Origin of the sequence: uncultured Chitinophaga sp. (genome assembly GCF_902168175.1) — a bacterium.
Lineage (GTDB): Bacteria > Bacteroidota > Bacteroidia > Chitinophagales > Chitinophagaceae > Chitinophaga.
Window position 1 is genome coordinate 90,812 of record NZ_CABHOU010000046.1, and the last position, 19,284, is coordinate 110,095.

At 48.5% G+C, this 19,284-nt stretch carries 14 protein-coding genes; 5 read left to right on the forward strand and 9 right to left on the reverse strand.

Annotation, left to right across the window (positions count from 1 at the left end):
• Positions 1 to 116 precede the first annotated feature (116 nt).
• The 8 genes from QZT80_RS09830 to QZT80_RS09865 all read right to left on the reverse strand — a co-directional run bounded on the left by QZT80_RS09830 (position 117) and on the right by QZT80_RS09865 (position 12,051).
• Positions 117 to 1,739 carry a trypsin-like peptidase domain-containing protein gene (locus tag QZT80_RS09830; protein ID WP_295121209.1) on the reverse strand — a complete coding sequence of 541 codons (1,623 nt, stop codon included), beginning with the start codon at positions 1,737 to 1,739 and terminating at the stop codon, positions 117 to 119.
• Between the two features lie 161 nt (positions 1,740 to 1,900).
• Entirely contained in the window at positions 1,901 to 2,716 is an 816-nt protein-coding gene (locus QZT80_RS09835; protein WP_295121211.1) for a hypothetical protein, read from the reverse strand.
• Positions 2,706 to 4,595, reverse strand: a complete 1,890-nt coding sequence (locus QZT80_RS09840) for a RagB/SusD family nutrient uptake outer membrane protein (RefSeq protein ID WP_295121214.1) — start codon at positions 4,593 to 4,595, stop codon at positions 2,706 to 2,708. The genes QZT80_RS09835 and QZT80_RS09840 overlap by 11 nt, the downstream gene beginning before the upstream one ends.
• Positions 4,596 to 4,619: 24 nt before the next feature.
• Positions 4,620 to 7,937 carry a TonB-dependent receptor gene (locus QZT80_RS09845; RefSeq protein ID WP_295121217.1) on the reverse strand — a complete coding sequence of 1,106 codons (3,318 nt, stop codon included), beginning with the start codon at positions 7,935 to 7,937 and terminating at the stop codon, positions 4,620 to 4,622.
• A 199-nt stretch (positions 7,938 to 8,136) separates the two neighbouring features.
• A complete protein-coding gene (locus QZT80_RS09850) occupies positions 8,137 to 9,309 on the reverse strand; it encodes a FecR family protein (RefSeq protein ID WP_295121219.1) in 1,173 nt (390 codons plus the stop codon).
• A 71-nt stretch (positions 9,310 to 9,380) separates the two neighbouring features.
• Positions 9,381 to 10,031: an RNA polymerase sigma factor gene (locus QZT80_RS09855; protein WP_367112862.1), complete on the reverse strand. Its 651-nt coding sequence runs from the start codon at positions 10,029 to 10,031 to the stop codon at positions 9,381 to 9,383.
• Positions 10,032 to 10,227: 196 nt separating this feature from the next.
• Positions 10,228 to 11,274 carry an exo-alpha-sialidase gene (locus QZT80_RS09860; protein ID WP_295121220.1) on the reverse strand — a complete coding sequence of 349 codons (1,047 nt, stop codon included), beginning with the start codon at positions 11,272 to 11,274 and terminating at the stop codon, positions 10,228 to 10,230.
• A 9-nt stretch (positions 11,275 to 11,283) separates the two neighbouring features.
• Positions 11,284 to 12,051 carry a class I SAM-dependent methyltransferase gene (locus QZT80_RS09865; RefSeq protein WP_295121222.1) on the reverse strand — a complete coding sequence of 256 codons (768 nt, stop codon included), beginning with the start codon at positions 12,049 to 12,051 and terminating at the stop codon, positions 11,284 to 11,286.
• A gap of 228 nt (positions 12,052 to 12,279) precedes the next feature.
• Here QZT80_RS09865 and QZT80_RS09870 point away from each other — a divergent pair, with 228 nt between their 5' ends.
• The 4 genes from QZT80_RS09870 (at position 12,280) to QZT80_RS09885 (ending at position 16,075) form a co-directional block, all read left to right on the forward strand.
• Positions 12,280 to 13,035 (forward strand): hypothetical protein, encoded by a 756-nt coding sequence (locus tag QZT80_RS09870; RefSeq protein WP_295121224.1) that lies wholly within the window; start codon positions 12,280 to 12,282, stop codon positions 13,033 to 13,035.
• Positions 13,036 to 13,318: 283 nt separating this feature from the next.
• Positions 13,319 to 14,830 carry a PIN domain-containing protein gene (locus tag QZT80_RS09875; protein WP_295121226.1) on the forward strand — a complete coding sequence of 504 codons (1,512 nt, stop codon included), beginning with the start codon at positions 13,319 to 13,321 and terminating at the stop codon, positions 14,828 to 14,830.
• A complete protein-coding gene (locus QZT80_RS09880) occupies positions 14,827 to 15,198 on the forward strand; it encodes an ASCH domain-containing protein (protein ID WP_295121228.1) in 372 nt (123 codons plus the stop codon). Before QZT80_RS09875 ends, QZT80_RS09880 begins: the two co-directional genes overlap by 4 nt.
• A gap of 316 nt (positions 15,199 to 15,514) precedes the next feature.
• Positions 15,515 to 16,075: a hypothetical protein gene (locus tag QZT80_RS09885; RefSeq protein WP_295121229.1), complete on the forward strand. Its 561-nt coding sequence runs from the start codon at positions 15,515 to 15,517 to the stop codon at positions 16,073 to 16,075.
• 20 nt (positions 16,076 to 16,095) lie between these two features.
• Here the strand turns inward: QZT80_RS09885 and QZT80_RS09890 are convergent, their stop codons facing one another.
• On the reverse strand, positions 16,096 to 17,085 hold the full coding sequence (locus QZT80_RS09890) for a helix-turn-helix transcriptional regulator (protein ID WP_295121231.1): 990 nt from the start codon (positions 17,083 to 17,085) through the stop codon (positions 16,096 to 16,098).
• Positions 17,086 to 17,324: 239 nt separating this feature from the next.
• On the opposite strand from QZT80_RS09890, the gene QZT80_RS09895 reads away from it, so the two are divergent.
• On the forward strand, positions 17,325 to 19,284 hold a 1,960-nt coding region (locus QZT80_RS09895; RefSeq protein ID WP_295121234.1), incomplete at its 3' end, for an ABC transporter permease.

A 19,284-nucleotide genomic window follows, 5' to 3' on the forward strand; every position in this document is an offset into this window, starting at 1 on the left:
AGGTTTTCATCAATTTACGATGAATTTGATGAAATTGCAAGGGGCTTTACTACTACTATAAACAAGATACCCTGCCTGTTATGCAACAGGCAGGGTATCTTACTAAATATTTTTGATCAGGAACCCTGCAAACTTTTCATCCACGCTAACACTTCCGTAGCTGGTAACACCACGGTAATCGTACGGCTAAACCGTGCTATATTAACGCCACAGAACTTATTGTTAGCGTCAAACACCGGGCTGCCGCACTCGTTTGCTTTTACACGGCCGTCGTGCAGAAATACGTTACTGAAACCATCTCTCCGTGAGCTTTTACCCCCTGCGAAGTTATCGGCCGGGTGGTCGGAGCGCCTTTCCGGCCATGGGCCGAGGACTACACGTTGGGTGGAGCTGCTGTCGTTACGTTGTACGAACAGGGTTACGGTATCGCCGGGGAAGTAACGCATTAACTCGGCGCCGTAGTCGGCGGCTTTTAGTTGCGGCGCTTCGTTTACTTTCATGATACGGTCGCCTTCTTTGAGGCCTGCCTTTTCGGCCGGACTGTTGGTATGCGGCGGACGAAGCGTAACGGCATTGTTGCGGAAGAAGGCGGGTGCGCCCAGGTAACCGGCACTGTATTTCAGCGTAAGGTCGAACGGTGTGCAGCTTGTGATGGCGGGTTTGGTTTTACCATCGGCCATGATGGAACCAAGGAATGTACCCGTTTCTGGTGCAGCGGCTATATCCGTGCCGAGGCCGGGTAAGGTTTTCTTTTTGATGAACAGCAGCACAAGGTCGCGGGCTTTATCGCGGGCCAGCACCTGTGCTTTCACTGGTTTGTCTTTCCCGATCGTTACCAGCGGTTCTTCATTTACCTCGGAGCTTTTGCTGATGATGTATGTACCTTTTGCTTTAAATGGCACCAGCGTGGCATCGATGATCGTGCCGAATGCAGCCGCCTGTGTACCATTACTGATCGCCACGCAGGCTGTGCCTTTGATTTCAGGCAACTTCACTTCCGGTACTATGCCTCGTTCCGGCGCAATGTATTTATCGCTTTGTTCCGGCCAGCCGGGGTAATCAACGGCTTTTCTGAGTGCAGACCAGTATTGATGATAGAAGCTGATGCGCACTTCTTTGTTATCATTTTCAACGATGTTGCAACGGCTGTTCAATCCTATTACACGACCGTAAATATCGAAGATCGGCCCGCCTGAGTCGCCGGGTTCCATGGCGGACGTGGTGCCCATAAACCGGCCGTAACCGTCCATACCGGTCACGACGCCGTAACGCACGGTTGGAAACAGTACGGTCATTGTTTCAGGGTACGACATACCAATTACGGGATCGCCTTCTTTCACGTTTTCTGACCAGCCCATTTCTGCAAAGGGCCAGTTGCCGCTGCGCACGATTTTCATGATCGCCACGTCGGGTACATTGGCAGAGTCGGGCCAGCCAATGCGGCCAAGACCTACAGCGATGGTTTCGGTACCATCAGGAAAGGTGATCTTATAAGTACGTTCGGGAACAACGGCGTGCGCCACTGTTAAGATGTAGCCATCGGCACTTACTACTACCCCGCTGAACGGGGACGAAGTTTGCTGCTGGCGCGTAGTATCGAAGCCAAAAGCCCTGATACAGGCTTTGTAAGATTTCTGGATGGCATACTTTACCGTTGGCGTAGCCGGGTTTTGCTGGCCCAGGGCGCTCAAACTCAATAGTATGGCCATGCAGAGGGAAAGGAAATATTTTCCTGGCATAGCTGGTTGGTTGGTTTTGGCACAAGGTATAAACTTTTTGAACGGTTTTCTTGCCGCTCATACCAAACCAGCGGGAACAAACGAATCTAATACCCACGTGCACCCCGGCAGCCATAACAGCCACCGGGCCGCAGTCATGGGTATCCTTTCAATCTAACAACCTACCACTCCCCTGGCGGCAATGTGGCGCCGCCATAGATGGCATCTAATAAACCATACATCTCAGCATCGTAGACCGCGAGTTTTTCGCGGTTCCATATATCGTTGTGGATGCCATCGCCACCGGCCGGGCCGGGTGCATTTACGTTAAAGTAGCTCTGTATACATTCGGCCCAGTACTCGTCGGGGTTGGAGCCGGCGTAGGTATTCACCCACCTGCCTGCTGCTTTGGCCTTATCGTACAGGTCCTGTATTTTCTTCTTAAAAGATGCGTCCATCACTTCCAGTGCCATGTTTTTGATGGCGTGGCCAAATTCGTGTACTACGATGTTCTCCGTTTTGTAACGGTCGAAACTGTTGCGCATGATATCGCCTTCATGTACGCCGCAGGCCCTGTAAGTGGGGGAAGGCCCGAAGCCTCCCCCATATCTTGTAGCGTCGAGTCCCCGGGGCCAGCCGGGCAATACATCGGGGTATTGCGCATTGCCGAATACGGCCAGGTATACACGCTGTCTTCTTAATTCTGGTAGTGAGCTGTTAGGTAATGTGCCTACCAGTACGGCGCACACATCCCCCGCCCTTTTCAATGCCTCGTCACTTACTGTTTTCGCACTTACAATGGGAATACTATCTGCCCCCACCTTTAATGCGCGGAACTTTTCATAATAATTGGTAAGGCCGAAGTGTTTCGATTCGCCGGGTGGTACCAATGGTATTACTACCTCTGGTTCGGGCTCGGGTACCGTATCTTTCTTATCCTTTCCGCAACCACATAACAGGCAGCTAAAGATGACGGCGTATCCTATATTACCAGCCATGATTCTGTACCATTAGGTTGTTTACATCTATCTCGCGCTGCGGGATCGGCATCAGGTAATGCCTGTCCAGGAATACGCGGGTTTGAATAGGTGCTGATTTGTAGAATACAGCCAGACCAGCGGCTTCGCTATTGATGTCGAGGCCTGTAGACTGTAGTTCTGCTGTGGTCGGACGGGCATTGAGACCGTGCATAATACCGTTATCAACGGTTTTAGCGATCATCCATCTTCTCACATCCCAGAAACGGTGGCCTTCGAAAGCAAACTCGATCCTTTTCTCGTTCTGCACTCTCTTGCGGAAACCTGCCTGGGTAATGTCTTCAGGAATGATGGGCAGACCGGGCATGTCTACACGGCGGCGAACGGCGTTGATGGCGTTGTAAGCTTCCTGGGTAGGACCTTCATTATATTCGTTCAACGCTTCGGCGTAAGCCAGGTAGAACTCAGTTACACGGAACAGCGGATCGTTACGCTGTGCGTCGGGAGAAGTCCACCAGTTGGTAGGATCAACTTTAGGATCGCACCATTTGCGTACGTTGTAACCGCTAACGGTAAAGGTACCGGAGCTTTTAGGCCAGGCTTGCGACCAGCCGTTGTTACCGCCCCACCAGGCCAGCCTGATCGGTGTATTGTTGGTACGGGTAGCGTTAAACTTGCTGCCCTGGAAAGTGATCGTAGCGTAGAAGCGCGGATCGCGGTTCTTGAAACGGTTGGAGATGTTATCGAGCCAAACCCATTCTGTAGCACCTGCACCGGCCCAAAACCACTCGCTCCAGAAACCTTCAGGATTGTAGCCAGAACCTGGGTAATCGATCGGGTAACCGGTATTGGTTTCGTAAGCATCTATCAACTCCTGGAAAGGACTGTATTTACCCCAGCCGCCCCATGGGCCGCCGAAAGGAAACAGTTCCAGGTCGAGGTTCTTGGTGTTAGGTACCATCCTTGGCATGATGATCTCTGTCCAGTTGCGGGTGTAGAACAGGCGTGCATAGCTGTTGATAGGATCATTACCGATCGCACGGTCGATCGTGAAATCGAGGTCCATTACTTTCTTCGCTGCATCGGCTGCAAGTCTCCATTTCTCTTTGCTGTACTGTTGATTGAACAGTTGTTTGCCGTCTTTATTTACCACGTCGGCGTACATGGTGTTACCGTTAAACAGCGGGCTGGCGGCGTATAACAACGTACGTGCTGCCAAAGCCAGTGCTGCTCCCCTGTTTACACGACCAAGGTCGGCATCGGGATGGTGTGGTAACAGCTCTGGTGCAATCGCTTCACATTCAGATACGATAAAATCCACTACTTCATCTACTGAGTTACGCGGCGACATAGTCGTTTCCCTGTCCGTAATTTGTATCGATGATTTTACGATAGGAACAGCACCGTACATTTTGAACAACTGGAAGTGAAACAACGCTCTCATGAAACGCGCTTCTGCCTTGTAGTGTGGCACTTTCACCGCGTAGTAAGACACCTGGTCGGTCGGGATGGGCACCTTATCGATGTTTTCCAGGAACAGGTTCGCTTTACGAATGTTCTGATATTGCAGGCTCCATTCGCCGAATGGGTTGTCGGCAGAGTTCCAGGCACCGGTGTTGTATTTCAGCGGCCAATAACCTGCGCCCCAGTGGTGAAAACACTCGTCCGTAGCGGCAGTGGTTTCATTCAGGGTATTACCATCAGCTCCAATAGTATTGGGTAACTGACTGTAAAGGTGCCCCAGCGCTGCGTTAGCGTTGTTGATGTTTCCCCAGATCTGTTTGTCGGTCACCAGTTCATTGGGAACTACGTCCAGGAATTTTTTACAGGATGAAAAGCCGGCAGCCGTAAAAGCCAGGGCAATGGTATAATATTTAATCCTCTTTATGCTGAATTTCATGTCTAAACTTTTTAAATGTTCACATTACAGTCCCACGGTAATACCACCGTTAAACACTCGCTGCTGCGGATAGTTACGAGAATCGTTCGGCATTTCAGGGTCGAAGATTTTCAGGTGGTCCCAGGTAAGGAGGTTGATGCCATTTACGAACATGCGTACATTACTCAGATGCGCTCTCTTTATCCATGCCTGTGGTACATTGTAACCTATCTCCGCATTCTTCAGACGCAGGTAGTTAGTGCTGCGTAACCAGAAGGTAGACACCTGGTTGTTGTTAGCATTGTTTGCGTAAGAAATCCTTGGATATTTAGCATTAGTATTTTCTGGTGTCCAGTAGTTACCTTTGATGTCAGACAGGATGCCACCATCGCCGCTGAAAGGCCAGATAGCCGGGCCGGTCAGCCAAACGTTACCACCCAGTGCACCCTGGAACAGGATACCCACATCAAACCCTTTGTAACCAAAACCTACAGAAAGACCCAGGATCTTTTCGGGGATAGAAGGTTTACCGGTGTAAGCGCGGTCCAGTTCATCGATCTTACCATCATTGTTCATGTCCACGTATTTGATATCACCCGGCTGGATCATACCAAAGGCGCTTTGGTCAGGACTTTTATTGATATCGTCCTGGCTCTGGAACAAACCTTTCGCGATGAAAGAGTACTGCTCGTTCACACTTCTGCCGGTACGCATAGCGTAAGCACGGCCCTGCAGTGTAGGTTCATCCATAGAGATGATCTTGTTGCGGGCGAAGGAGAAGTTACCTTTAATGAAATAGTTGAAATTCTTGAAGTTCTTTTTGTGCTGCAGTTCCACCTCGAAACCTTTGTTCTCTACCTCGCCAAGGTTTACCAGTGGCAGGTTTACAACACCAAGTAAGGAAGGCAAAGTACCCGGAGTGGCCAGGATGTTGCTCCTGCGCTCGTAAAACGCATCACCGGTGAAAGTGATGTTATCATTGAACAGCCCGAGGTCTAAACCTACGTTGTATTTCTGTGCCCGTTCCCAGGTTACGTCGGGGTTACCGTTCGCATCTTCCGTTGCACCACCATACCAAACACCATCGCGGTTACGGCCAAACTGGTAACCGGTAGCGCCGAGTGTCCAGGTGCTCTGGTACAGGAAGCGGCGGCCACCAATTTTATCGTTACCCACCAAACCACCTGAAGCACGCAGTTTCAGGAGATTCATAAAGCTTACCTGGTTTTTCATAAAGTCTTCTTCGCTCAGCACCCATGCCAGTGACACAGACGGGAAGAAGTCGTAACGTTTACCTTCAGGGAAGTTCTCAGAACCATTGTAACCGAAGTTAAATTCAGAGAAGTACTTACCGTTGTAAGCATAAGTGAAACGGCCGATGTAACCATTGTATTTAAAAGGAAGGCCACCGATCGCATTACCGCTGCCCACTGCATCAAAGAAGCTTTGCTGCGTGTACAGTAACATACCGGTGATATCGTGTTTACCGAAAGTACGGGCATAGTTCAGGTACGTTTCGAGCAGGGTACGACGGTTACTGTTGGCGCTTACATCGTAGCTGAGGGTATTGTTACCATCACCTACTTTAATATAAGTTCCTTTAGTAAGATCCGTTTCCTGGTCGTTACCAAGTGCATACTGGAAAGTAGGGTACACCATTGTTCTGCGTACGTTACGGTAACCGTAAGAGTCGAACGACAGGCGCGCACGGCCGCTCAGGCCTTTTGTGATCCAGGGCATTTCGAGTTTGAAACCCGCAGTAGCCTGCAAAGTATTCTCGAAGTTACGCTGGTAACCGCCTGCAGTCAAACGACCATAAGGGTTCCAGGCTTTAGCAGGCAATGCACTGATGCTGCCATCAGGGTTCTTCATGGGATAAAGCCATGGAGAAATAGACTGCATACCGGCAAACAGCTCGCTGGCGCTGGTGGGAGGATAGTTATTATCGCGCACGATCTCGCCGAGGTTCAGCTCCATGCTCAGATCGCGGGTAATGTTAAGGTCGATGTTAGAACGGAAGTTGTAACGGTTCGTAGTCGCCTGTATATCGTAAGCATTGATCTCATTCTCGAAGTTATACAGACCGTTTTGTTTCAGGTACGACATGGATACGAAGTAACGTACCGACTGGTTACCACCACTCACGTTCAGGTTACCCTGCGACATCGATGAATTAGGCTTCAGCATTTCATCGAGCCAGTTTACGTTCGGGTACAGGTACTCGTACGCAGGCATGCTACGGTCGCGGAATTTATTCAGGTACTCGTCTGTATACTGCGAGTAGTTCTGGTTATCGTTGATCAGTCCCACACGGTACATGCTTAATGCATCGTAGCTGTCCAGGTATTCCGGCAGGCGCGTTGGCGACTGCAAACCTGTTTGGGCAGTGAACGTGATCCTTGGTTTACCCGAAGTACCGCGACGTGTAGTCACCAGTACCACACCGTTCGCGCCCCTTACACCGAATACCGCGGTAGAAGAAGCATCTTTCAGGATAGAGATATTTTCCACCTCGTTTGCGTCGATGCTGCCGAACGAACGTTCTACCCCATCTACAAGGATCAGCGGCGCCTGGCTACCGGTAAAGGTGGCCATACCACGGATCCAGAGGTTAGAACCATCGTAACCCGGTTCACCACTGTTTTGCAGCGTGATCAAACCCGGCAGGCGGCCTGCCAGTGCATTACTCAGGTTGGCTACAGGGCTTTGGGTAAGCTCTTTGGTACCTACCGTAGCGATAGCACCCGTCACACTCACCTTCTTTTGTTTACCATAAGCTACCACTACCACTTCGCCCAGGTTCTTATTGTCTACCAGCATTACAACGGTCATACCCGCTGCGGCCGGCGCTTCCTGGGGAAGAAAACTAATAGCAGAAAAGATCAGGATATCACCGCTATTGGCTTCGATCGTAAACCGGCCTTCGCCGTTAGTGGCCGTACCCGCTTTACCGCCTTTTACAGCCACGGTTACACCCGGTACCGGCTGGCCCAGGGTATCTACCACTTTACCAGTGATAGGCACCCGCACCACCGCTTCCACAGCAGGTTGTACAGCTTTGGGCGCCGTGGTGTTACGGCGTATAAAAATGGTTTTATTTTCGATGGAATACGTCAGCGCATTCTCCTCCAGTATTTTGCCGAGAAAGGCTTCCAGCGGCATTTTGGTAGCAGCAATGGTTACCGGTGGCGTTTTGGCCAGGAGGTCCGGATTGTACATCATCAGGTAGCCGGTTTGCCTCTCTATTTCAGAGAAAGCCTTTTCCATCGGCTGCTGCTGCAATTTAATGGTAATCGTTTGCGATTTAGTGGTTGCACTCACGTGCAAACAGAAAACGAGCATGGCAATAGCGATAAGCTTCATACAACGTAGCGTTTGCGTCAGTAGACGGGGCGTAGGGTGCCCTTTACAAAAAGCATTAATTTTCATACTTTCGTAGCAATTTTTGGTTGATCAAATAAATAACAGTACACCTGGTATATTAAAGGCCGGCCAAATTCTAACCGTCACGGATCGCACCCGGGGCGGTTTTCTTTTACGGTCGGCCCGTCATATGCTTGTTTTAAGGACTTACATACAGTTTATCGCCTTCAATTCTGAAATGCAGGCCCATCTCTCCCAAACCTTTTAACGCCTGGCTAAGACTGAGGCTCCGCTGCATTTTACCTGTGAATACGAGGTCCGGCACTCCTTTTTCATATACTACATCCACATCGTACCACCTCGACAACTGCCTTAATACTTCCGCAATGCCCGTTCTGCCGCCGAAGTAAAAGATGCCATCCTTCCAGGCCACTGCCTGGGCCGTATTGGCATTGTTCACTACACGGATGTCACTGGCATCGGGTTGCATAACTGCCTGCTGACCAGGTTTGAGGGTTACGTCGTTGTTGATACGCACCGCTCCTTCCAGTAACGTGGTTTTAATTTGTGACTCGTCGGTATAAGCATTAATATTAAAATGAGTGCCCAGCACTTCTACGGTTGATTTACTATTTATATGTACAATAAATGGTTGTTTCTTTTGCTGATGGTCGTAAGCCGCGGCTACTTCGAAATACACCTCGCCAGTAATTTCCACATGCCTTTCGCCGCCCGTGAACGTAGCCGGGTAACGCAGTGACGATGCGGCATTGAGCCATACGATCGTGCCATCCGACAGGATGATATTGAACTTGCGGCCCCTCGGCGTGGTAATCGTGTTGTAGGCTAAAGCAGCAGGTACTAATGATTCAGCCTGGTAAGCCAGTTGCCCGTTATTCATCACCAGTTTACTACTACCCTGCACCGCCAACTGACCATTACCGGCGCTGTCCAGCACAATGGCCTGGCCATTCGCCAGCGTTAGTACCGCGCCATTCTTACCTGCCGGGGCATCATTAACTTTCACTTCGGCGGCCACCGCAGGGGCAGGCGTTCTACGTGGCAGCATTACGGCAACGCCCAATAGCAGGGCGATGCAGGCGGCGGCCATCCACCATTTATATGGTGCACGGTTTTTAACTACGGATAATTGTGGTGGTGCCTGACTGATCACCTGGTTAAATACCTCCGTCGCTTCTTCCTCATCCAGGCTGTACACCGGCTGTTCCGCCTCCATTTCGTCACCAATGAGGCGCTGGAAGCGGGCTTCGTTACCAGGTTCATTTAATAAACGGCTTAATTCCGCCAGTTCGTCGGGCGAACAGGCGTTATCCTGGTAGCGTTTAAAAAGAAAATCTAATCGTTCCTTCATGGTAAAAATTAGCCGTGTATAGTATCAGACACGCGAGTGAGAAAAAAGGGGTACTCGTTCCTAAAATAATTTTAAAGAATTTCTGAGATCATGCCCAGGAGGATGAGGGCACTGGCGTTGGCGCGTAGTAAAATACGCAGCTGGTGGTTAGCACGGGCCAGGTGTTTCTTCGCCGTTTCGCGTGAAATCTGAAGCTGGTCCGCTATTTCGTCGAGCGGCATACCGTCGATGCGGCTTAACTCGAACACTTTCTTTTGTTGAGGAGGCAGTTGCGACATCGCACCGTGGATGGTGGTGCGCAGTTCGCGGAACATAATGGTATCGTGCAGATCGGCCGGTTGCTGTTCGCGGCGGGCTACCTCTTCACACATTACCGCATCGTTCACTTTTTTGCGGACCAGGTTTAAGAGGTGATTGCGGGTGATCGTATTAAGATAAGAAGAGAAGTACGCAACGTCCGCCAGTTTTTCGCGGCTCGTCCATACCTTCAGGAACACGTCCTGCAGCGCATCTTTGGCTTCAGCGTGCGAATGCAGCATTTTACAGGCAATCGTAAATACTTTATCGCGGTATTGCCCGTATAGTATGCGAAATGCCGCCTCGTCGCCATGGGAAACCCGTTGCAGGAGGTCCCGTTCTTGGTATGTTGGAATAGTTGCCAGTTTGGTTGATCTTAACTGGTACGAATATATTCTGATGAGCAGGAAATAGCTGGCATTAATTTACCTGATCCTTACCGGTTATTACCCTACCCGCACCTAATTATCAAGTTTTGGCAGTTAAAATACGGCAGCGTACCCTGATTGGCTGATTCTCATTAACAGCTGTTTAACACAACTTGCTCATTATAACAAATAAATTGTATTGCTTTTAATGTGTCTTCGGCTTAAGGCAAATTCGAAACTTCCCGGTGTCTGATCAATGCTGGGAGAGAGCCGGGACCTGATCAGTTCCGGCTTTTTTATCTTCTCTTAACACCACATGTTTCACGTTCTTACGGTTAAAGGTGTACGTAATATGTATACGCCCGTCTTTCGTTTGAATGACCGCCGGGTAGCTATATTCATTCCGATCGTCGCCATTTTCCAGCAGCAGCACATCTTTCCAGGTTATTCCGTCTTTAGATACCGCCACCGCCAGCTTTCCGCGACTGTTCGACCAGTCTTTCCCCTGTAATCCCGGGTTATACACGATCAGTTGCCATCCACTCTTTAAAGTCACCGCATCCGTGCCCGAATTGGGGTTCAGCAGTTGCGTGGTATCCAGTTTACTCCAGCTAAGTCCCTTATCATCCGACCAGGACGTTACTACCCTGTTCTGATTGCTGCGGCAGAGTACCTGTAGCCGGCCGTTCGCGTATTGAAGTACGCTCGGCTGTATCACCCTGAACGGACTGGCCGTATCGATCGGCGTCACCTGCCAGCTTTGCCCCTCATCGGTTGACCGCTCCAGGTAAGCCTGCCAGCGGTTTTCCGTTACTTCCACGCTGGTAGGGCTCAGGATAGTACCGTCTTTTAACTGGACAGGTTTATTTTTGATGGGGCCCAGGATCCCGTTTGGTAGTTTGATCGCCTCCGACCAGGTGATGCCATTGTTAGCAGAGGTTTTATATAGTCCCCACCACTCCCGTGGATTGGGCCCGGCTTTATAGAATAAAAAGAGTTTACCCTTTTGGGTACGGAAGAGTACCGGGTTCCAGCAGGGATAGCTTTCGTCGCCGGCCACTTTTACCGTTTTGCTCCAGGTACTGTTTTTCTCCGTAGTCCAGATGGCTACATCTTTATTGCCTTCGTGGCTGCCGCCGAAGCAGGCGACCAACAACTTATTACCAGGGGTTTCTATTATGGTAGATGCGTGACATTGTTTAAAAGGCGGATCGGAGAAGATGAGTTCTTCTTCCAACTTCGTAAACCGTTGCGCATGCGCCGCCGGGGCGACCAGTAAAAGCAGTACGAGCAATTTCATGCCGGCAAATTAAAGCTTTCTGCAGAGGAAATGCAAGAAGTACGACACCACCTGCGCGTCCTGCAACGCCGGATATTCCTTCACCACCTCATCCGACGGCATGGGTTCGTTCACTGCCTCCAACGTAAAGCCGGCAGTGATGATCGCGTTCACCCATTCACTCAGTGTATAATTAAACAGCGGCACTTTGAAATCCGGATACTTCGATTTCATATGCATGGGTGCATCCGAGAACGACCACTCCTCTACCCTGCCTTCCAGCCGCCTGAAATATTCTCCCACTTCAATCGCGTACGTTTGTCCGTTGCCGTGGCGGAGGTTTTTTCGGTGCGGTGTATTGTAACAGGGATGGGTGATGGAGAACTGCAGGAAGCCCCCCGGCTTTATAACCCTGAACGCTTCTTTGATAGCCGGTAACGGCCCGGGCAGGTCCATCAGGCACATGAAAGAAGTAGCGAAATCGAAGTGTCCTGTTTCGAAAGGCAGCTCAGTAGCGCTGCCTACGAGGTAGGTGATACCCTCCCCATCCGCGTTCTTTATAAATGTGGGCGAGATATCGATGCCGGTTAGCGTGGCGCCCTGCTGTGCGAGCAACCTTGTGTTATGCCCTTCGCCACATCCGATATCGAGGCCGTTGAGGCCCGTAATATCAGGCAGCATTTTCAGGAACGCCGGTGTGTTAAGATGATCACGGTATACGTCGAAGCCGGCACGGGATAATGCTGTCCAGGCTTCTGCGTTTTGTTCCCAGTAGGCGGCGGCTTCTTGTTCGTTCATGGTGGGTGGGGGTTTGAAGGGCGAAGATATTTAAAATGCGGGGATTGGGGAAGGGTGTTTTAAGCGCTGTTGAAGCGTTGGTGTCTGATTGTTGATAGGGGTTGCAGAGGGGTTGGAAAGGGTATTGAAAGGGGTAAGTCGTGAAAATTCTCCTATCAGCACTCTTTTTTCCCGTTTCAGGATAATTCGATTAACCGGGCAAACAGGAACTTTGTAAAAAACGAACTGATGAAACAAAAACTATTCAATCCGATTTCTCACGGCTGTTCCGGTAAATTCGGTAAACATGTCGTGTTAAGAGTGCGAAACGGAGAAACACTGATTTGCGCCGCTCCACCACCCCGTCCTGGTAAAGGAACGCCAGCACAGGAAGCTGCGCGTTTGCGTTTTTCAAAAGCCAATGACTACGCGCTGATGGTGATGGCCCGGCCAGATCTGGAACCTATTTATAAAGCCGCCAGTACACCTGCAAAAAGTGTGCACAATCTTGCAGTATCTGACTATTTCCATGCCCCGGAAATTACAGCATTGAATATAAGTGAATATAATGGCCTGCCAGGCGATATGATCAGGATAGATGCTATTGACAATTTTATGGTCAAATCGGTGTCAGTGTCGATTTATAATCAAAACAACATATTGGTAGAGAGCGGGATGGCGGTACAGCAGGCAGGCGCACGTTGGGAATATGCGGCAACAACGCTCCAGGAATATACCGGAGGATACAGGGTATGCGTGGCAGCAAAGGATTATCCGGGTAATGAAACCAAGCGCGAAGAGGTTGTGGCAGATGTTGTTTGCAGCCCGGTGTTTGGGATACCTTGCCCATCGTTAAACCCGGCGGCTGGCGGGGCAACGCATAAAAAACCGTTCAAAAGAATCAGGATTTCGGTTTTACGGAAGTCGGAGATGGATTGTATGCCGATTGCTGACTGTTCGCAAAATAATGGAAATCTATTGCATCAGAATATTTATATTGAGTGATAGGAGAATACATGTCGGCCAACGATCAATACTACGGCTATCTGTGCGATGGTACCCGGATCAGTTTATACTGACAGGTGATGGCTGCTTTTTTTAGAAAAGATCACCCAAAAGCAGACGCTATTTCATCTAGGTAAAAGCAGACTGAAAATTCCGGAAAAGTGTTAAGCCCGTGTTTAACCCATTCGTTGTTAGTCAGCGAAAATTTGACTAATATATAAAATACGATCTGCCAAAGACGTGTTAATCTAAAATCATACGCATCAACAAATAGAATAGTCCGATGAGAGTTTTACTGGATACGAACATTATAATTCACAGAGAAGCAGCAAAAGTCCGGAACGAAGGTATTGGTATACTATTTAACTGGCTTGATAAACTACAAGCTACGAAATGCATCCATCCCCTATCCGTTACCGAACTCGAAAAGCATACTGACCCATCGACAGTCAGGACAATGAGTATCAAGATAGCTAGCTATAATATGCTTAAAACGCAAGCTCCGTTTGAAGGAGAGGTTAGCCGGATCAGTAAATTAATGGATAAAACCGCGAACGACATCACAGATTCTAAGTTGCTCGCTGAAGTATTCCATGGAAGGATTGACTTTCTGATTTCTGAGGACAAACATATTCACCGAAAAGCCGGCATGCTGAACATCTCCGAAAAGGTTTACAAAATTGATTCCTTTTTAGAGAAAGTGACGGCCGAGCACCCTGAGCTTGTCAACTACAAAGTACTCGCAGTTAAAAAGCAACATTTCGGCGATATCGACTTATCTGATTGCTTCTTTGACAGTTTCAGAGTGGATTACCATGGATTTGACAACTGGTTTAAAAGGAAATCCGATGAAATTGCCTATGTATGTTATCAAAATGATGTACTGTCTGCATTCCTGTTTCTTAAAGTAGAGGGCCAGGACGAAAACTACGCAGACATTGTACCTGTATTTACAAAAAAGAAGCGACTAAAGATAGGCACTTTTAAAGTTACAAGTAATGGTTACAAACTCGGTGAACGATTTCTTAAGATAATATTTGATAACGCGTATATCCAACGTGTAACTGAAATTTATGTAACTATATTTAACAAAACAGCTGAGCAAAAACGACTTATATCACTGCTGGAAGATTGGGGATTTAAACACCATGGATGCAAGACAACGCCCACAGGAGATGAAGCTGTTTACGTTCGGATTTTTGACCGGAATGAAGGAGTGAATATTGGCGATCCTAAATTGACATATCCCTTCCTTTCCAGGACAAGTAAATTCTATATGGTAGCTATCTACCCAGCGTATCATAGTGAGCTATTTCCCGACTCGATACTCAATACGGAATCGCCAGCCAACTTTGTAGAAAACCAGCCACACCGCAATGCGTTAAGTAAAGTGTTCATTACCCGTTCACATGACAAGTCGTTTCAAAGTGGAGACATTGTCCTGTTCTATAGAACAGGTGATACTGACCCCAAAGTGCACAGTAGTGTTGTTACAACTATTGGCGTTATCGAATCGGTAGTCACCGACATCAGGGACGAAGCGCACTTCATTGAAATTTGCAGAAAGCGTAGTGTTTTTACAGATGACGAATTGAGAAAACACTGGAACTACCACCCTTACAATCGCCCATTTGTTGTTAATTTTTTGTATGTTGCATCGTTACCAAAGCGCCCGAACCTGAAGTGGTTGCTCGACAATGGAGCTATGACTTCAATTGCCGACGTACCCCGCGGGTTTAAAGAATTTCCGAGGGAAAGCTTTGATCTGATAACGAAATATGCTTACAAAAAATGAAAGTTCTATTATCTATAAAACCGGAATACGCCTTCAAAATTTTTGATGGCGTGAAAAAATTTGAATTCAGGCGCGCTATTTTTAAAAACCCAGATGTAAAAACGGTGGTGGTATATGCGTCATCACCTGTACAACAGGTTATTGGCGAATTCGAGATAGAGAACATCGTTAGCCTGGAACCTAAGTTACTTTGGGAAGCAACCAAAGAGTTTTCAGGGATCACGGAAAAATTTTTCTTTGATTATTTTGCTGAGCGAAATGTTGCCCACGCGATAAAAATTAAGAAAACCAGGCGTTACAAGAAACCGCTTAGCTTGACCAGAGATTTCAATATAACACCTCCGCAGTCCTACGTTTACCTAACATAACATTTATGCTATTCCCTTAAGGGAATCACCTCTTTTCCCCAGTCTGCTACTTAGCTATAACTTATTATAGATAACGGCCTTTCCACTAAACAGGAAAGGCCGTTGTGTTTTTCAACAACCCCGCCTCCAATACATACTATCACGTAAGTTTAAGATGGTGAATCATATTGTTACCATCTTCATCTTAATACCCGACAATCGCCATCAAAATTCTCCTATCAGCACTCTTTTTTCTCTCTTCAGGATAACTCGAATAGATTTCCAGCCCGCACCTTTGTATTGTTATTTTAATCATTCACCTTTAAAATTTAAAACTATGAAACAGAAAAATTTCAACTTCATTTCGACAGGAGCCAGTGGTCTGTATCTTGACCAGGTTGTGCTCAAAAACAAAGACGGTAAAGTCACTATGGCTAAACCACCTAAAAAACGCACGGGAGATCCGCATCCAAACACGCTGGCTGCACAGCAAAGAATGCAGCGAGCCTTCGTGTACGGGGAATTGGTATTGACTAACCCGTTAAAAAAGGCGATTTATGAGGACGCGGTCGGTAGCCGTAAAAACATCTACAAGCTGGCTGTAACCGACTTTCTGAACGCGCCCCAGATTCGTGCGGTAGATAACATCGATTACACAGGAAGTCCGGACGGACGCCTGATGGTGTTGGCAACCGATGATGTAAAGGTAGCCTCAGTAACTTTCGAACTATTTGACGCCAGCGGCACGCTTATAGAAAGCGGCCCCGCAATGCCAATGGAACGATCGGGCTGGTGGTATACGGCCACGAAGGATAATCCTTCGTTAACCGGTACAAGGGTAGTGATCAGCGCTACTGACTTGCCTGGCAATACCACCGTGCACGAGCATACATTGTAAATTCAGCGAAACCGGGGCCGTTACTGGCCCCGGTTTTCATTTCGGTACGCCAGGGGCCGGCAGCCTGTATACTTGCGGAATTCCTTGGCAAAATTAGAAGCATTGTGATAGCCGCACATCCGCGAAATATCATTGATGGAGAGTTGCGTTTCTATCAGTAGCTTTTTAGCTTTCTCCATTTTTTCCTCGCATTTTCTATTACGCGCCCGCCAACTCCATCTGTCACGCAGCGCCTCATACATTTTACGGGGTGCTATTCCTAACGACTCTGCAAACTCGCGAAACCTTCGCCATCCATTCTCCGGCTCTGAGATAAAATATTGGGCCTCCTTCAATACTTCATCGCTGATACTATCTACGTTGTACTTCGACTTCGTAAGTTTAACTTTTGCCTTTATCTGCTCAGCATATACTAACAATAGGTCTGTAATGCACGTATCAATCGCTGCCCTCCGCTGAAATCCTGTCTGCTCTTTCTTACAAAGTCCATTTATCTGCCTTTTGACCTTATAAGCCAGCCTTAGATCCCTGAAGCAACAGCTACTCTGTGATTTTTCTTTCAGGCGCTTGTAGGCTTCCCGGAGTTCCGGGCATTCATCCTGCATTTCTTCCAGCATCTCCTCTGAAAGTAATACCTGGAATGTGGTATGCTCACCTTCCTTCATAATAATATCATGCTGGCCGGCTGAAAAATAGTAAAGGTGATAGTGATCTTTCATCAGGCGCGTTTCCCCAAAGTCTTGTATCCAGAACGGCAGATCACCGCCTACTAAAGTATAGATAAGCACCACCATCGGCTCCTCAGCCAATAAATGAAAAGTCGTATGCTGCCTTACCCTGAAATGATACCTCGTAAATGCATACTTCCGGGTAGATTCCTGCTGTACGAATAAAGTCCCGAAATCGCCTGTAATTACTTTGGCGTCTAAATACCTGGCCAACGCCGGATCGCCGTGTGGCGACGGAATAAACGCGACGGATGTGTCGTGTTTGGGGAATGAAAAGTTCATCGTAGGATATAAATTTGGTGTTAATCGGTTTTACTGCTGTGCGCGGAATGGTTAATTTGGGTGAGGGAAGATAGGAGATTTGGGGAAACTGGCAAAATTGATCTGCCATTCTCCCCTCTCATTTCCGAACACCCCCTGTCCCAAAACCGGACACCTCTCCCCCCACAACCCATTGAATTTCAACCCACCCGTTTATTGGCATATTTTTATTATCCTCTCTGTTGATCAACCCACACCATATGCTTCGCAACTACTTAAAAATAGCCTGGCGTAACCTCCTCAAAGGAAAGGGGTACTCGCTCATCAACATTGGCGGCCTCGCTTCGGGCATGGCGGTAGCGTTGCTCATCGGCCTTTGGGTTTGGGATGAGGTGACTTTCGACCGCCACAACCCCAATTATGATAAAATAGGGCGCCTGATGCAAAACCAGGTGATGAACAACGAAACGCAAACCTGGCAGTCGATGCCCTACCCGATGGGCGATGCGTTGCGCAATGAGTATGGCAGCGATTTCAAGCGGGTGGTAATGGCCTCGTGGGATTTTGTTGAAACAATTACCTACGGGGAACAAAGGCTATCTAAAACGGGTAAGTATATGGAACCTGAAGGGCCCGGACTGCTGGACCTTGACATGATAGCGGGCGATAAAAAGGCGCTGGCCGCACCGGATGCGATATTGCTCTCGGCTTCTACGGCGGAATCGCTGTTCGGAAAGGAAAACCCGATAGGCAAGGCGATTAAGATCAATAACGCTCAAACGGCCTCTGTACAGGGGATTTACAAAGACCTCCCAACCAGCTCTGAGTTTGGTAAGCTTAACTATATCGCCTCCTGGCGTATCTACATTAACCGCATGCCCTGGGTAGAACAGCATCAGAATCCCTGGGGCAACAACTCGTTCCTGGTATACGTGCAGGTGGCCGATAATTCAAATATCGAATCAGTATCGAAGAAGATCGCGGACGTGAGGTACAACCACATTGCGGAAGACGAGCGCCGGTTCAGGCCTAGGCTATTCATTCACCCGATGGAAAAATGGCATGTACGCGATGCGTTCAAAAACGGTAAAAATGTAGGTGGGTTTATTAATACGATATGGTTATTCGGGATCATCGGGGTATTTGTGTTGCTGCTGGCCTGTATCAACTTTATGAACCTCAGTACTGCCCGTTCCGAACGCAGGGCGCGGGAAGTAGGTATCCGTAAGGCTACAGGGTCGCTGCGTTCGCAATTGATGACGCAGTTCTTTACGGAGTCGCTGTTAACAGTGTTCCTCAGTCTTATACTGGCGTTGTTACTCGTGCAATTAGCCCTGCCGCTGTTCAACACGGTAGCTGATAAAGTGATATCGTTCCCATGGAAAAGCGTCCCCTTCTGGACGATCGTACTGTCTGTGTCCTTCTTTACGGCCATCGTGGCGGGCAGTTACCCGGCCTTTTATCTTTCTTCTTTCCAACCGGTAAAAGTTTTAAAAGGCACGTTCAAAGCAGGCCGGTATGCTGCTATTCCACGCAAAGCGCTGGTTATTGTGCAATTCACGGTTTCAATCATCCTCATCATAGGTACCCTGGTGGTGTTCAGACAAATACAATATGCGCGGGACAGGCCCGTGGGTTATAGCCGTGATGGACTATTAACGCTCAACGTCCGCAACGACAAAACGCATCAGCATTTTAAAGCGATTAAGGATGAATTGAAGGGTAATGGTGCGATTGTGGACATGTCGGAAGCGGATGCGCCACCTACCAGTGTGTGGAGTACCTATGGCGGCATCAGTTGGCCCGGGAAAGATCCTTCGCAGGCGGTAGATTTCCCGACAACGGGTGTATCGGAAGAATATGCGGCGGTGTTGGGTTGGCAGTTTAAACAGGGGCGTAACTTCTCTAAACAGCTTGCATCGGACTCTCTTGCATTGGTGATAAACGAATCGGCGGTGAGTTTTATGGGATTAAAAAACCCTGTGGGAACGGTCATCGACGTAGATGGCACCAGGTTAACGATCATTGGGGTGATTAGCAATATGATCGTGGAATCGCCATATGCACCCGTAAGACCTTCTATGTGGTACCTGAACAGGCAGCATGGCAGCATCGTCAATATCAAGGTAAATCCTGCCATTAGCATGCAGGAGGCATTGGCGCGCATTGAGCCGGTGTTCTCAAAATATGATCCGGAACAATTGTTCGAGTATAAGTTCG

Excerpts from the sequence above, each read along its gene's own strand:
- QZT80_RS09830 (WP_295121209.1), bottom strand. The coding sequence starts at position 1,739 with ATGCCAGGAAAATATTTCCTTTCCCTCTGCATGGCCATACTATTGAGT.
- QZT80_RS09890 (WP_295121231.1), bottom strand. The coding sequence starts at position 17,085 with ATGAACTTTTCATTCCCCAAACACGACACATCCGTCGCGTTTATTCCG.
- QZT80_RS09850 (WP_295121219.1), bottom strand. The coding sequence starts at position 9,309 with ATGAAGGAACGATTAGATTTTCTTTTTAAACGCTACCAGGATAACGCC.
- QZT80_RS09885 (WP_295121229.1), top strand. The coding sequence starts at position 15,515 with ATGAAACAGAAAAATTTCAACTTCATTTCGACAGGAGCCAGTGGTCTG.
- QZT80_RS09835 (WP_295121211.1), bottom strand. The coding sequence starts at position 2,716 with ATGGCTGGTAATATAGGATACGCCGTCATCTTTAGCTGCCTGTTATGT.
- QZT80_RS09860 (WP_295121220.1), bottom strand. The coding sequence starts at position 11,274 with ATGAAATTGCTCGTACTGCTTTTACTGGTCGCCCCGGCGGCGCATGCG.
- QZT80_RS09845 (WP_295121217.1), bottom strand. The coding sequence starts at position 7,937 with ATGAAGCTTATCGCTATTGCCATGCTCGTTTTCTGTTTGCACGTGAGT.
- QZT80_RS09865 (WP_295121222.1), bottom strand. The coding sequence starts at position 12,051 with ATGAACGAACAAGAAGCCGCCGCCTACTGGGAACAAAACGCAGAAGCC.
- QZT80_RS09870 (WP_295121224.1), top strand. The coding sequence starts at position 12,280 with ATGAAACAAAAACTATTCAATCCGATTTCTCACGGCTGTTCCGGTAAA.
- QZT80_RS09875 (WP_295121226.1), top strand. The coding sequence starts at position 13,319 with ATGAGAGTTTTACTGGATACGAACATTATAATTCACAGAGAAGCAGCA.
- QZT80_RS09880 (WP_295121228.1), top strand. The coding sequence starts at position 14,827 with ATGAAAGTTCTATTATCTATAAAACCGGAATACGCCTTCAAAATTTTT.
- QZT80_RS09840 (WP_295121214.1), bottom strand. The coding sequence starts at position 4,595 with ATGAAATTCAGCATAAAGAGGATTAAATATTATACCATTGCCCTGGCT.